Source organism: Natronobeatus ordinarius, assembly GCF_024362485.1.
Lineage (GTDB): Archaea > Halobacteriota > Halobacteria > Halobacteriales > Natrialbaceae > Natronobeatus > Natronobeatus ordinarius.
In genome coordinates this window covers 2,707,403-2,719,978 of the sequence record NZ_CP101456.1, presented here as the reverse complement: position 1 = coordinate 2,719,978, position 12,576 = coordinate 2,707,403, and the positions used below count along the sequence as shown (strand labels likewise).

At 64.3% G+C, this 12,576-nt stretch carries 16 protein-coding genes and 1 tRNA gene; 8 read left to right on the top strand and 9 right to left on the bottom strand.

Annotation, left to right across the window (positions count from 1 at the left end; genetic code table 11):
* Positions 1-19 precede the first annotated feature (19 nt).
* The 3 genes from NMQ09_RS13895 (at position 20) to NMQ09_RS13885 (ending at position 3,066) form a co-directional block, all read left to right on the top strand.
* Positions 20-604, top strand: coding sequence for a DUF7110 family protein (locus NMQ09_RS13895; RefSeq protein ID WP_255191179.1), 585 nt, complete (start codon positions 20-22; stop codon positions 602-604).
* A gap of 473 nt (positions 605-1,077) precedes the next feature.
* Entirely contained in the window at positions 1,078-2,763 is a 1,686-nt protein-coding gene (locus tag NMQ09_RS13890; protein ID WP_255191178.1) for a PKD domain-containing protein, read from the top strand.
* A gap of 232 nt (positions 2,764-2,995) precedes the next feature.
* Positions 2,996-3,066: transfer RNA gene (locus NMQ09_RS13885), tRNA-Pro, on the top strand.
* 192 nt (positions 3,067-3,258) lie between these two features.
* On the opposite strand, the gene NMQ09_RS13880 is transcribed toward NMQ09_RS13885, so the two are convergent.
* Positions 3,259-3,417 (bottom strand): hypothetical protein, encoded by a 159-nt coding sequence (locus NMQ09_RS13880; RefSeq protein WP_255191177.1) that lies wholly within the window; start codon positions 3,415-3,417, stop codon positions 3,259-3,261.
* Positions 3,418-3,923: 506 nt separating this feature from the next.
* Here NMQ09_RS13880 and NMQ09_RS13875 point away from each other — a divergent pair.
* Both NMQ09_RS13875 and NMQ09_RS13870 read left to right on the top strand, forming a co-directional pair.
* Entirely contained in the window at positions 3,924-4,727 is an 804-nt protein-coding gene (locus NMQ09_RS13875; protein ID WP_255191176.1) for an Nmad3 family putative nucleotide modification protein, read from the top strand.
* Between the two features lie 135 nt (positions 4,728-4,862).
* Positions 4,863-5,015, top strand: a complete 153-nt coding sequence (locus tag NMQ09_RS13870) for a hypothetical protein (protein ID WP_255191175.1) — start codon at positions 4,863-4,865, stop codon at positions 5,013-5,015.
* Positions 5,016-5,631: 616 nt separating this feature from the next.
* Here NMQ09_RS13870 and NMQ09_RS13865 read toward each other — a convergent pair.
* The 6 genes from NMQ09_RS13865 to NMQ09_RS13840 form a co-directional block, all read right to left on the bottom strand.
* A complete protein-coding gene (locus NMQ09_RS13865; protein ID WP_255191174.1) occupies positions 5,632-6,630 on the bottom strand; it encodes a tyrosine--tRNA ligase in 999 nt (332 codons plus the stop codon).
* Between the two features lie 70 nt (positions 6,631-6,700).
* Positions 6,701-6,898 carry a hypothetical protein gene (locus NMQ09_RS13860; RefSeq protein WP_255191173.1) on the bottom strand — a complete coding sequence of 66 codons (198 nt, stop codon included), beginning with the start codon at positions 6,896-6,898 and terminating at the stop codon, positions 6,701-6,703.
* 40 nt (positions 6,899-6,938) lie between these two features.
* Complete coding sequence (locus tag NMQ09_RS13855; protein WP_255191172.1) at positions 6,939-7,886, bottom strand: biotin--[acetyl-CoA-carboxylase] ligase; 948 nt, start codon at positions 7,884-7,886, stop codon at positions 6,939-6,941.
* A 180-nt stretch (positions 7,887-8,066) separates the two neighbouring features.
* Positions 8,067-8,345: a hypothetical protein gene (locus tag NMQ09_RS13850; RefSeq protein ID WP_255191171.1), complete on the bottom strand. Its 279-nt coding sequence runs from the start codon at positions 8,343-8,345 to the stop codon at positions 8,067-8,069.
* A gap of 46 nt (positions 8,346-8,391) precedes the next feature.
* Positions 8,392-9,123: an archaeal proteasome endopeptidase complex subunit beta gene (gene psmB, locus NMQ09_RS13845; protein ID WP_255191170.1), complete on the bottom strand. Its 732-nt coding sequence runs from the start codon at positions 9,121-9,123 to the stop codon at positions 8,392-8,394.
* A gap of 121 nt (positions 9,124-9,244) precedes the next feature.
* A complete protein-coding gene (locus tag NMQ09_RS13840) occupies positions 9,245-9,421 on the bottom strand; it encodes a hypothetical protein (RefSeq protein WP_255191169.1) in 177 nt (58 codons plus the stop codon).
* Positions 9,422-9,785: 364 nt separating this feature from the next.
* On the opposite strand from NMQ09_RS13840, the gene NMQ09_RS13835 reads away from it, so the two are divergent.
* Positions 9,786-10,139, top strand: coding sequence for a DUF555 domain-containing protein (locus NMQ09_RS13835; RefSeq protein WP_255191168.1), 354 nt, complete (start codon positions 9,786-9,788; stop codon positions 10,137-10,139).
* A gap of 55 nt (positions 10,140-10,194) precedes the next feature.
* A complete protein-coding gene (locus NMQ09_RS13830) occupies positions 10,195-10,734 on the top strand; it encodes a CBS domain-containing protein (protein WP_255191167.1) in 540 nt (179 codons plus the stop codon).
* On the opposite strand, the gene NMQ09_RS13825 is transcribed toward NMQ09_RS13830, so the two are convergent.
* Together NMQ09_RS13825 and NMQ09_RS13820 are read right to left on the bottom strand one after the other, a co-directional pair.
* Complete coding sequence (locus NMQ09_RS13825; RefSeq protein ID WP_255191166.1) at positions 10,700-10,957, bottom strand: hypothetical protein; 258 nt, start codon at positions 10,955-10,957, stop codon at positions 10,700-10,702. The genes NMQ09_RS13830 and NMQ09_RS13825 overlap by 35 nt on opposite strands.
* Before the next feature lie 148 nt (positions 10,958-11,105).
* Positions 11,106-12,074, bottom strand: a complete 969-nt coding sequence (locus NMQ09_RS13820; RefSeq protein ID WP_255191165.1) for a transcription initiation factor IIB — start codon at positions 12,072-12,074, stop codon at positions 11,106-11,108.
* 152 nt (positions 12,075-12,226) lie between these two features.
* Between NMQ09_RS13820 and NMQ09_RS13815 the strand changes: the two genes are divergently transcribed.
* Positions 12,227-12,562 carry a hypothetical protein gene (locus tag NMQ09_RS13815; RefSeq protein WP_255191164.1) on the top strand — a complete coding sequence of 112 codons (336 nt, stop codon included), beginning with the start codon at positions 12,227-12,229 and terminating at the stop codon, positions 12,560-12,562.
* The last annotated feature ends 14 nt before the right edge of the window (positions 12,563-12,576 follow it).

Here is a 12,576-nt window from a genome sequence, read left to right as displayed (position 1 = left end):
CGTCGTACACCTTCCCACCATGTCAACAGAGGATTCCAGTTCCAGACACGTATATCGACTCCACTCGACGCTCGAACTTCCACTCGAGGAGCTTCGCGATCACATCGAGGAAGCGACCTATCCCGACGGCGTCGCCGACGTCGAGATCACCCGCCGGAACAACACGCTCATCCTCAAGGCCGTCGCCGAGGACGAGAGCATCAGCAAGTACACGCCGACGGCACAGCTGAAAGCCAGCGTCACCGAAAACCGGGTCTACGAGGAAGACCCCGACGAACGTCGTAGCTCGTTCCGCTGGGACGAGGAGGAAGAAGAGCCCGAGTCCGAACTCGTCGAGTTCGCCGCGTTCAAAGGCGACCGCGAGACCGTCCTCCAGAACTCCTTGCTCCAGTACGAGATGTTCCTCGTCCTGTGTGAGATCGCCGAAGAGGCCGAGAAGGGGACGCTGACGGCAATCTCCGAACGAGACGGCCAACTCGAGGCCACCAGAATCGTCGACGGCGAACCCCGGCCAGCCGACGTCGAAGTCGTCGAAGGCCCACGAGAGCGAACGGGCTCGAAAGGCGGGGTCAACTGGCGCGACAACAAGTTCATTAGCGACTGATACGGTCTGTTGTGATTCGGTCCCAGTGATCGCTCGAACGGGGAAGCGATTGCCGGTAACACGGGACAACGATCCGTATGAGCGTATTGAACAGTTCTATGGTTGTGACGTCGCTAGCCCGTTACCTGTACTCGAGACCCGTCTCTCACATCCGGCACGAAAGATCAGCACGTCCGTGAGTGCAACGGTGTCGCCAGTGGTGGCTGGGGATTTCGCTGGCGCCGTGGAGGCGTGCGTGCAACAGCCGCTGGAACGAGGGGCGTCTGGGTCCAGTGAACGAACGACTGCGCCATCCTCGTGAGATCACGACACGTCGGGGATTTCGACAACGAAACTGGCGAGGGGACGCCTGCTGAGTGCAGACGAGTGTATCACTGGGCGCTCGACTCACGCATTGAGAGTGCTCGCCTCTTCTTTCGACCGTGTGACAGATACTTACAAATAGGGAACGGTTCGATTTCTTAACCAATCAGATGACACGGAACGATGAGCCGAACCGACAGCGTAGACGGACGATGCTCGCCACGGCCTCCGCCGGGATCGGCGCACTGATTGCGGGGTGTGCGTTCCTAGAGAGCGACGAGACCAGCGATGAGAACAGCACCGATAACCGGTCGGATTCGGCGAAGGCGACGATCTCGGTCTCCGATCAGATAGCCCACGACCGGTTGCGACTCGACGCCGTCGAGACGGCGGTTGACGCGCACCTGGAAATCGTCGACGAGGAGGGAAATTCCCTGGCGGCGACTATCTGGCTCGACGCCGGCGGGGAGTTAGCCGACTACGGCATCGAGTACACCGAACCGCTCGAACAGCCACAGACGGTGACGGTTCGGCTCGTCGACGGCGATGATGGCGGCGTGATCGAGTCCGCTTCCGCTTCGGTGTTGCTCGACCTCGTGAACCTGACGCGCGGCGAGGTCCAGTTCGTCGAGGCGGAGCCGGATCTCGGCTTCAATTACCCCTATTTCGCGTACGTACCGGACGAGCTCGAGTCAAGCGGGCCAGTGTACGTCGAACCGAACAACACCGGCATACCTTCTGACGATTTCGACGTCCACCGATCTCGAGCCGAGGACCGAATCGATTCGGACTCCTGGCGCCGAGAGGTTCCAGAACGACTCGGCGTCCCGTATCTGGTCCCCATCTTTCCCCGTCCTCGGCGCGATCCGGTGAGCTGGCGACACTACGTTCACGCACTCGACGCGGAAACGATGCAAATCGACGACGGACCGCTCGAACGGGTGGACCTTCAGTTGCTCGCGATGGTCGATCACTACCGGGCGTCATTGGAAGCGTCGATCGGGTACGACGCCACGCCGGAGTTCCACCTGAACGGATTCTCTGCCTCGGGCAACTTCGTCAACCGATTCGCGGCGCTCCACCCTGAGCGGGTCCGGGCCGTCACAGCTGGCGGGGTCAACGGCACACTGATCCTCCCGCTCGAACGCGACGGCGGCCACGACCTCCCGTATCCGATCGGGGTTGCAGACGTGGGAGACCTGACCGGCGACGAGTTCGACGAGGCGACCTGGTCGTCGGTTCCGCAGTTCATCTACATGGGCAGCGCAGACGAGAACGACACAATTCCGTACGACGACGCGTGGAACGACACCCTGCGATCGATCGCGCTCGACGTCTACGGCGAGGACATGCAAGACGATCGGATGCCGTACTGCGAATCCGTCTACGACGACGCCGGGGCGAACGCCCAGATACACGTCTATCAGGACGTCGGTCACACGGTCCCTAACGCAGTGAAACGGGACATCTACGAGTTCCACCGCCAGCACCTCGACCCCGACGCGGCCTTCGAGCCGATCGAGGTCCGTGACGCGCCCGACCTCGACGTCTCCTTCGCGTCGAACCCACGCGACGGTGATACGTCCATCACGATCCAGATTACCGTCCCGGAGGACTACCTGCTGGACGGAAAGTTCTCGGACGGCTCGGTCGCGCCGATGCTGGATACGGGCACGGAGATCGACTGGCGCGACCGTATCTCGCTATCGGGGGATAGACACATGAGGCCGGACGATATGCCCGTCGACGAGGTTCGGACGTTCGAAACCGAGCGACCGCTCGAGAGCGGCGAACAGGTCACTGTCGGCTTGATGGACGGCTCAATCGTCGCGTCAGAAACAGTCACCGTCGAGTGACGGTGACTCGCAGGCCGACTGCTTCCATAGCCTTCTCCAACGGCTCCCTGTGGGACGCCGTCGTCGTCCCTCCGCCCCTCGAGGATTCACGTTAGTGTCGACGTCAACGCTCTCGCTCCGGAGACGTCGGTAACCGAAATTGGATCGACACCGAACCCGCCGGTCGGTAACCCACCGCAGACCGTGACCGAAACGACACCCTTAAACCGAACACACTCGTGGTTCAAATTGCGGGACCGTGGGGTAGTGGTATCCTCTGCGGATGGGGTCCGTAGGACTCGAGTTCGACTCTCGGCGGTCCCACTTTTCGTTTCCCAAGTATTCAACAGCGAACATCTCACCCACCTGAGAGTCCCGTCTACGGCAGTTGGGGGGTTACTGTCGGCTGAAAGTCACCCAAGCCGCCGACTCGAGGACGAGTTCCCTCTCCCACCCAGAATCGGCGCTCCACACGGCGCTTCGAGAGGAGTTCTGCCGAGTGCCCGATTGCTCGAGTCAGGAGGGATCGCCGCCGACGATCACCTCGTACTCGGCGACGATCGATTTGGCGAGTTCACGCCCCGTGTGCTTCTCTACGAGGTGATCCTCGAGGCATCGCTTGGGGCTCACGACGCTGTGACAGAGCGGACACTGTACCGGGGGGCGTGAGACCATGGCTAACGGTGTTCGTACCGGCCCAAAAGAGTATGCCTTGCACCTGACGCCGCGTTTTCTTGTCGATCACGCGTCCTCTTACTCGAGGATCCGAAGTGACGCATCGTTACACGAACATCTATCACCGCGTCCGATCGGTCTAATCGTGCCATCCGGCCAGACGCGGGCGGCGACGATGGTTCCGCAGTTGTCACACGTTGCGGCCACTTTGGTGAGGTCGTCCTCGCTCGCCATGGGGACACGACACATTGTTACATGCCACTTTTTCACATAAAACTATCATCCATCACGGAACCGTGGTACTCGATCCAGGCGATCGGTTCGTCGTGGGATCGCCCGCCGCCGAACGGACGACGTTCTAGTAACCGTTGAACGTCATTACACACCCGGTCACAGCCGAGCGGGCAGCCTCGGCCTCGTTGTCGAGGCTGACCGCCAACGGTCGTGACCGGGTGTAAATCGTTTCACCGAGTACTATATGTCGACGGCCTCTCGAGTACTCCCCAATGACGGTCGTCCTCGCTGGCATCGGCGCCGACAGCACCAACCTCGGCGCACTCGCACCGCTGTACGACAACGGGACGTTCGAGTACGTTCCAATCCCGGAAAAGACGGACGAGACCCGGGAAACCGAGACGCTCGGCTCGTGGCGACTCCGATACAGCGACGCCGTCCCGGCGGACCTGACGACACGGATCACTCCCCAGCCCGTTCGGGACGGGAAGACGGTCGTCGCCGGAGCGGACCTCGAGTCCTGGCCACTCCACCACGACCCGAACTTCGAGGCGCTGACCTACGGTGAACACCGCACGAGCGGCTACGTCTCCCGCCTCCGGGCGCTCGAGCCGGGCGACGTGGTCGGCTTCTACGCGGGACTGCGCCGCCCGCGCGGCGAGCGAGCCCACCGGTACCTGATCGGCTACTTCACGGTGAACGAGGTGGCAGTGATCGGACCGGAGACGCCCGCGTCCGAGCGCGAACGGTTGCTCGAGCGCCACGCCGAGAACGCCCACGCGAAGCGCGCTCGAGACAGTGAGCTCTACCTCGAGGGAAAGACGGTGGTCATCGTCGACGGCTGCGAGCCCGGCGGGCTGTTCGACCGCGACCCGATTCGGCTCAGCGACTACTACGTGAAGGAGGGCAATGAGCGGGCTCAGTACTACCTGAGAGAGGAAATCGCGACGGCGTGGGAGGTTCGCGAGGGTGGCGAGAACATGATGTACAAACCGGCGTACCGATGTGCGCTTTCGGGCACCGAGTTCGTCGACGAGATCGGCATCCCCGGCGAGCGGGCGGCCGACGAAGCGTAACGGGGGGTGAGCGCTGGTGACTCGAGGACGAACGCCAGCACCGAACCGCCTGTAGCGCGGCGGAAAGCCGAGCGATTCACTACGGTGGAGCGACTGGGTCGGCTCGACGATATGAATCGTTCGGACGTTCCCTGGATGCAGTATCTCGTACAGTCGGTCGTCGTCTTCGGTGCAGTGCTGGCGTTTCAGTACCTGTTTCGTGGAACGACGACGATGGTCGTCGCGCTCGTGGTCGCCATCGGATTCTTCGCGATGTCGGTCGTCGTCGATCAGTACACCGATCAGTAACCGTCAGCCCCGCCCGACTGCGTCGCAGTACGGTTCAAGCTCGGGGTGAATCGGTGCCAGTCGTGATCGTGGTTGCACTCACAGCGATAGCAGGGATCGCGTTGCTGGACGTCGAGGAGTCGAACCCAATACACTGGTAACCGACACGGTCGCCCCCGAGTGTGATCGCGACGACGCGGGGATCGTCGGTACGTACGACGGTGGAGCAGCCACCCTGTTCTTTCCGGCTCGGACGAACGACGTCGATACCGAGAGCCAGGACCGCTCGAGTCCCGTCGCAGTCGGTGAATTCGAGCGTCAAGACGGCCAATACGCTTTTCTAAATGGCCTGATTATCCATGACGTGGCGGGAGAAGACCCGAACTGTCTGTCGGTGTGGTCCACAGAACCGATCACCGTTGCCCGCCGAATCACTGTAACTGGCCACACTGCAGTGACCCAGGGGCCACGTCAATAGCCACCATTCCCCTGTTTCCTTTCGACGTCGAACCCTGAGCGAGTCCGCCGACTGCCTCTCGTGCCGGCGGTCGTAACTGGGTGCCGGTGATCGTCACGCCGTACAGACGATCGTCGAAAGGGGCTCTGGACCGACAGTCGAGAGATCGGAATCGACTGTTCAGTCGTGGGTCGATGACTCCTCGCGGAGTTCGCGAAGGATGTCGCGGCCGGGTGCGATCAGCTCGTCGAGGTACGCCGCGAGCGTACTCTTCGCGTCGGCGGGGTGAAGTTCGCCCGACTCGAGGTCCGTTGCGAGGGCCTCGTACTCCTCGTAGGTGAGGTCGCCGCCGTACTTCTCGGGTCGCTCGACGAGCACCTCCGAAAAGCGCGGGAAGACGTGGTACTCGAACAGCTCGAGGACGGGGTTCTCGAGGTCGCCTTCTGGGTCGCGCGTCGGCGGACAGAAGGCCGAGTTGACCTTCTCTTCGATCTCCTCGGTGGAGTCTTCCATCGAGATGGTGACGCCCGCGCTCGAGGACATCTTCCCCTCCCCGGTCGTGAGGTCGGCGACGATCGGCGTGTGCAGGCAGGGGCGGGCCTCGTAGCCCAGGCCGGGAAGCTCCTCGCGGTGGAGCATGTGGACCTTTCGCTGGTCCATCCCGCCGACGGCCAGGTCGAGGTCGAGGTACTCGATGTCGAGCGCCTGCATCAGCGGGTAGACGACGTGGCTGACCTTCGCCGTCTCGCCGCCCTGGAGTTCGGCCATCGCCCGCTGGGCGCGGTTGAGCGTCGTCGAGAGCTCGAGCTCGTGTAAGTCGAGGGCGTACTCCTCCTCGAGCTGGTACGTAGAGCCGTAGACGAACTCCGTGCGCTCCTCGTCGAGGCCGTAGGCGAGAAACTGTGCGCGCATCCGTTCGGCCGTCTCGCGAATCTCCTCGAAAGTACCTTTCCCGTTGAGGTAGGCGTGGACGTCGGCGAGTAAGATGACCACGTCCATGCCTGCCTCCTGGCAGTCGATGAGCTTGTTCGCGGTGAGCAGGTGGCCGATGTGGAGGACGCCGGAGGGTTCGTAGCCGACGTAGACTCGCTTTCCTTCGGGATCGGCGGCGAGTTCGCGCACCTCCTCCTCCGTGACCACCTCTTCTGCGTTCCGCGTGAGCAACTCGTAGGCGTCCATGTCCGAACGGAACCGGAGGAGGGATTTATGACTTCTTGAACGGCGCTACCACGTCCGTCGCGAGCGCACGTCACCAGGGTTTCAGCGCCCCGCCGATCGAGTCGCGAGCCGTCCCGGCGAGGTAGCCCGTCGCGGCGCCGACGCCAGCCCCAACCGCACCCGTCGCCGGGCCGCCGAGACCGCCGATCCGGCCGCCCAGTTTCGCCCCGCGGGCCGCACCGCGGGAGGCGTGTTTCGATCGCAGACACGGTGGCTCGAGTCGTGGCATGTCTCAGCCGACGGTCACGATCGTCATACCTGTTTGGATCTCACCGACCACTCTCGGTTGGCCTGAGGTGCTCGCAGTCGCCGGCGGAAATTTCCTCGAGGCCGTCGGCCGTCTCGACGACGAGCGCGCCGGTCGCCGTGACGTCGACGGCGTCGCCTTCGAGGACGTCCTCGGGTAACTCGAGGCGGACGCGCTGGCCGAGCGTGAGCGCGAGGTCGCGCCAGTCGTCGATCACGCCCTCGAGGTCGCGCTGGGCGTGGAACTGCTCGAGCAGTCGCTGGACGAACACCCGACGGTCGAACGCACCGGCCTGCTCGCGGATGCTCGTCGCTCCCGCCGGGAGCGTCTCGGCGTCGATGTCGGCGTTGACGCCGATGCCGACGACGAGCCACTCCACGCGATCGGTCTCGGCTTCCATCTCGGTCAGGATGCCCGCGAGCTTCTCGTAGCCGCCTTCGTCGTCGACGGGCACGACGACGTCGTTTGGCCACTTGATCCGTGCGTCGACGCCGGCTTCGCGTGCTGCGTTCGCCGTCGCGACGGCCGCAGCGAACGTAAACAGCGGTGCGCGAGCCGGCGGGACGTCCGGTCGGTAGACGACGCTCGCCCAGACGCCGCCCGCGGGGGACGACCACTCACGCTCGAGGCGACCCCGGCCGCCGGTCTGCTCGCCGGCGAGGACGACCACGTCCGTCTCGCCGTCGGTCGCGAGTTCGCGCGCGCGATCGTTCGTGCTCCCGATCGATTCGTGGTACTCGATCGAGAACGGAGCCTCGAGGCCGTACTCGATCGCCGGGCCGTTGTATTCGGCCACGCCGACGAGTTCGTAGCCCCTGGGCCCGCTCTCGACCTCGAAGCCGGCTTCGCGGAGTTCCTCGACGTGCTTCCAGACGGCCGCCCGCGAGACCCCGTTGGACTCGGCGAGTTCGGGACCGGGGACGGGGCCGTCGGCGATGGCCTCGAGGATCGATCGACGCGTCTCGTTCATGGACTCGAGAGGAACCGCGACGGGCTTGAATGGAACGGCTTGGCGGCGGGGACGTCGGTCGGTTCGACGGGATGGCGTGTGTCGGTGAGATGGATTGTGGCCCTGCGTGATCGGCGCAACCGCGCGGCAGCTCGCCCGGAACTGACTCGCGGCGTCCCGTCTCGTCCCCACCGGGTGCACTCAGCCGTACATTCGGTCGTCGACGTCGTCGGTTTCGTACGCGTCGTTACTGCGTCGAGAGAGTCCCGGCGTCAGGCCACCGGTGAGGATCACGGCGACGACGATCAGCGCCGACGAGAGGACCACGTAGTCAGAACTGGGGTCGTAGCCCGCCAGTCGGGCACTGGTCGAGACGACGACGATGATGATCGAGAAGACGATCGTCGCGAGGACCACCATCACGGCGATGGCGATGGCGCTCCCGACAAGCGCCGAGAGGAGCCGTCTGATGGGGCGCATAGTCGCGCTTCACAGCCCGCTCACGTAGTGGTTACGCTCGAGGAGCTTAGATGACTTCCTCGAACTCGTTGTGGCCGTGGATGTCGACGCCCTCTCCGGTGATCTCACAGAGGAAGACGCCGTTGCCCGAACCCGTGTCGCGCTCGGCGGCGGACTTGATGCCGCGGGCGGCGATGGTCATCGCCTCCTCGTTGGACAGGTCGTCTTCGTAGGCCTGCTCTAAGTGGCCGTAGGCGAGTTGCATCCCGGAGCCGGTGACGGTGTAGTCGTCTCCCATCACGCCGCCGGCGGGGTCGATGCTGTAGACGTGGCTGCCCTCGTCGTCGACACCGCCGAGGATGGGATGGATGGCGAAGAAGGGGCCGCCGCGGGCGAAGTTGCCCGCGAGCGTCGAGAGCGCCTCCATACTCATGTCCTCGCCGCGGCGAGCCTCGTAGAGGTTGACCTCGGCGCGCAGGCTCGAGATGAACGACTGGGCGCCGCCGACGCTGCCGACCATCGTGAGCGCCGCGGTGGGGTGGATCTGTTCGACCTTCTGGACGTTCTTGTTCGAGACGAACCGGCCGCCGAGGCTGGCGCGCATGTCCGTCGCGATGACGACGCCGTCGGCCGTGGTGATGCCGATGGTCGTCGTTCCGGTCTTGTTCACGGTGTCGAGTTCGGCCTGTGAGAGCTCGTTCTTGGGGAGTGAGCCGATCTCGGGCTCGTAGGGGTTTGGCTCGTTCGACAGCTGGTCGACCGTCCGCGAGAACTCGGAGTCGTGCATGGGCGTTCGCATTGCTCGATACTAACGGCCGGCACAATATAAAAGAGCGGCGTTGACCACCGCCGATTGCGCGATCGGTCGGTGGCGGCGTGGCTCTCGAGCGGCTGGAAGCGACGAACCGGCGTCAGAACGGTTACTCGGCGGCCTGTGCGTTTTCGTACGCCTCCCCCACACGCACGAGGAGGCGGTGGATCGGCAGGGTGACGCCCGCCTGGCGGGCGACGATCGCGACCGGCATCGCGAGGATGCCGAGCACGATACAGAGCTGGTACAGGGCGAACAGTGTCGCGTGATGCACGCGGGATTTCATCGGAGTTCAGTCGGGGGGAGTCCGTGCCCATATATAAGAATTGCTGAACGGGAGAATACATAACGATCTTCTATACCAGATCAGGTCGGCGCAGTCTTGCGATTCAACTACGGTTGTGATCGGCGCAACTGGAGGTTCGCTCGAGTCGAAATACGGTAATTATGATGGAACCAGACTGGATCGTTTCTCATAACTTATGCCCATCATCGACCTCAGGTGCGCGCGGACACGGCCGGGAGTGAGCCCTGCGCGACGTGGGATCTACCAGCACGGCTGGTCGACCGTTCATCGCCCTGCCGTTCGAGTGATGGACGGGTGACCGCCGAACCACAAAGCACGAAACCCCCCGGACCGATCATCAGGTATGAGCAACTATCTCGTCGCGATGGAAGCCGCGTGGCTGGTTCGTGACGTCGAGCAGATCGACGACGCGATTGGCGTCGCCGTCAGCGAAGCCGGAAAGCGACTCAACAGTCAGGGACTGAAGTACGTCGAGGTCGAAGTCGGCGCGACGGGCTGTCCTGCCTGCGGGGAGCCGTTCGACTCGGCGTTCATCGCCGCCGACACCGCGCTCGTCGGACTCGCCCTCGAGATGAAGGTGTACAACGCCGACGGCGAGGAACACGCCTCCCGGATCGCCAAGAGCGAAGTCGGCGGCGCGCTGCGTGACGTGCCGCTCTCGGTCGTCGAGGTGTTCGAACTCCCCGACGAGGACTGAGGCGGCGTCCGGGCACACCCAAACGGTTTTCTATAACCTGCGGTTATTGTACCGCATGGAACTCCCGACGCCCGAGGACCTCAAACAGCGCCGGACCGATCTGGGGCTGACCCAGAGCGAACTCGCCGACCGTGCGGACGTCTCCCAGCCGCTGATCGCCCGGATCGAAGGCGGCGACGTCGACCCGCGGCTCTCGACGCTCCGACGGATCGTCAACGCCCTCGAGGACGCCGAGGGCGACGTCATCCGCGCCGCAGACCTGATGAACGAAGCGGTCGTCAGCGTCGCGCCCGAAGATCCGGTCAGTGAAGCCGCTCGACTGATGGACGAGGAGGCCTACTCGCAGCTGGCGGTCATCCAGGATGGTACGCCAGTCGGCTCGATCAGCCAGAGCGACCTCGCTCACCTCGACGCCAACGCGCGGGACGAGCCGGTCGAAGAACACATGGCCGAGAGTTTCCCAACGGTCTCGAAGGACGCCACCCTCGACGAGATCTCCAACCTGCTCGACCACTACAAGGCAGTCATGATCACCGAGGCCGGCGAAACCGTCGGCATCCTCACGGAGGCCGACCTCGCCGCGCGCCTCTCCTGAGTGCGCCGCTGTGCCGGATCGTCCGCTCGAGCGGCTCCCAGAGACGTGGATCTGCGGGGAGGTCCGCGGCCGTGAACACCATCCCTTCGATCTGGACGAAGTCGACGGCGACGAGCGCCGGGACGTCGCCGTCGAGTTCGACGAGGAACATCCGGTACGTCTCGTCCGTGCCGACCGCCGTCGCTCGCGGCTGCGCTGCCGTCGGGGACGCGTCGACGGTCACCGTGAACTCGAGTCGACCGGCGGGCGAGACCGCCCGCGACCGACATCGTGGGCACCGTCCAGGGTGGACGTCCGTACCGAGGTGGGCGTATTCGTGGCCACACTCGTAGCAACGAACGTTGGTGGGTACCGGATTGCTCATCGACGACTCACTGGCGTTCTTCGTTCGCCCGCGCCTCGAGTAGTTCCTGATAGCGGTTGCGGATCGTCACCTCGCTCACGTCTGCGACCGCCGAAATCTCCGCCTGCGGAATCGACTCGTTGGTGAGCTGTGCCGCGGCGTAGAGCGCGGCCGCCGCGAGCCCGACGGGGTGTTTCCCGCTGTGAACGCCGGCGCGTTTGCCCGCCTCGAGCAGCTCTCGCGCCAGCCGCTCGGCTTCGTCGCTGACCGCGAGCCCGGAGGCGTACCGCGCCACGTACTCGACCGGATCTGGCGGCTCCATCGGGAGCTCGAGTTCTCTCACGAGGTAGCGGTAGGTCCGGGTCACCTCGAGGCGGTCGACTCGGCTCACCGTCGCCAGTTCGTCGACCGATCGCGGGACGCCGGTCTGTCGGACCGCGGCGTACAGCGCGGCCGTCGCCATCCCCTCGATCGAGCGACCCGGCAGGAGCTCTTCCTCGATGGCTCGCCGGTAGAGGACGCTCGCCGTTTCCCGCGTCGACGACGGGATGCCGAGCGCCGAGGCCATCCGGTCGATCTCCCCGAGAGCGTGTTTCAGGTTCCGATCGCTCGAGTCGCGGGTCCGGAACCGCCGGTCCCACGTCCGTAAGCGATTCATCTGCTGGCGCTTTCGCGCCGACAGCTGCCCGCCCGAGGCGTCGCGGTCGCGCCAGTCGATGCGCGTCGAGAGTCCGCGGTCGTGCATCAAGTTCGTCGTCGGGGCGCCGACGCGCGTTTTCGATTCGCGCTCGCTGGCGTCGAACGCGCGCCACTCGGGGCCGTAGTCGATGTTCGTCTCGTCGGCGACCAGTCCGCACTCCGCACAGACGAGTTCGCCGCCGTTCGAGGACGATACGAGCCGTCCACCGCACTCGGGACAGGTCTCGGTGTCGTCCACACGCGGTCGGTCGTCCGGCTCTCCATCGGGCGGTGGTCGCTCGGGTTCCGTCGAGTCCATCGTGTACTGAGTGACCAGTACGCAACGGAGGGTAATTACTTTGATGTACAGAACCGGGGTATCGAAACCGAATTAGGTTTCGTGACGGCGGTCGGCGCTCGATGGTGCTCTGGAGTGATCAATTTTATAACCAGTCGACCTGTACCTCCGGTGTGCCCGAATCCAGCGTGGCCGCCCACGAGCGGCTCGGTCGACTCCTCGCGCCCGATCGCACCGTCGTAGCCGTCTTCGCGATTTCGTTCGGCGTCCTCCTGCTCCGGTTGCTCTTGCTGTTTCCGCCGTTTCTCGGCGACCCGATGGCCCTCTACGAACCGCTGCTGGCCCCTTTCTTCGTGACGATCGAGTTCGCGACGGGGCTGGTTGGAATCTCGAGTCGGCTCGGCGACGGGGTCGCGTTCGGCCTGTTGATCGCGTACTTCTACCTGCTATCGGTGATCTTCGTCCGAACGATCGAGTTCGCGCTCACACGGCTGCAGGCGACCGACTGAGGCCCCTGCCGCCA

Coding starts and splice junctions, on each gene's coding strand:
- NMQ09_RS13895 (WP_255191179.1), top strand. CDS start 20: ATGTCAACAGAGGATTCCAGTTCCAGACACGTATATCGACTCCACTCG.
- NMQ09_RS13890 (WP_255191178.1), top strand. CDS start 1,078: ATGACACGGAACGATGAGCCGAACCGACAGCGTAGACGGACGATGCTC.
- NMQ09_RS13880 (WP_255191177.1), bottom strand. CDS start 3,417: ATGGTCTCACGCCCCCCGGTACAGTGTCCGCTCTGTCACAGCGTCGTG.
- NMQ09_RS13875 (WP_255191176.1), top strand. CDS start 3,924: ATGACGGTCGTCCTCGCTGGCATCGGCGCCGACAGCACCAACCTCGGC.
- NMQ09_RS13870 (WP_255191175.1), top strand. CDS start 4,863: ATGCAGTATCTCGTACAGTCGGTCGTCGTCTTCGGTGCAGTGCTGGCG.
- NMQ09_RS13865 (WP_255191174.1), bottom strand. CDS start 6,630: ATGGACGCCTACGAGTTGCTCACGCGGAACGCAGAAGAGGTGGTCACG.
- NMQ09_RS13860 (WP_255191173.1), bottom strand. CDS start 6,898: ATGCCACGACTCGAGCCACCGTGTCTGCGATCGAAACACGCCTCCCGC.
- NMQ09_RS13855 (WP_255191172.1), bottom strand. CDS start 7,886: ATGAACGAGACGCGTCGATCGATCCTCGAGGCCATCGCCGACGGCCCC.
- NMQ09_RS13850 (WP_255191171.1), bottom strand. CDS start 8,345: ATGCGCCCCATCAGACGGCTCCTCTCGGCGCTTGTCGGGAGCGCCATC.
- psmB (WP_255191170.1), bottom strand. CDS start 9,123: ATGCGAACGCCCATGCACGACTCCGAGTTCTCGCGGACGGTCGACCAG.
- NMQ09_RS13840 (WP_255191169.1), bottom strand. CDS start 9,421: ATGAAATCCCGCGTGCATCACGCGACACTGTTCGCCCTGTACCAGCTC.
- NMQ09_RS13835 (WP_255191168.1), top strand. CDS start 9,786: ATGAGCAACTATCTCGTCGCGATGGAAGCCGCGTGGCTGGTTCGTGAC.
- NMQ09_RS13830 (WP_255191167.1), top strand. CDS start 10,195: ATGGAACTCCCGACGCCCGAGGACCTCAAACAGCGCCGGACCGATCTG.
- NMQ09_RS13820 (WP_255191165.1), bottom strand. CDS start 12,074: ATGGACTCGACGGAACCCGAGCGACCACCGCCCGATGGAGAGCCGGAC.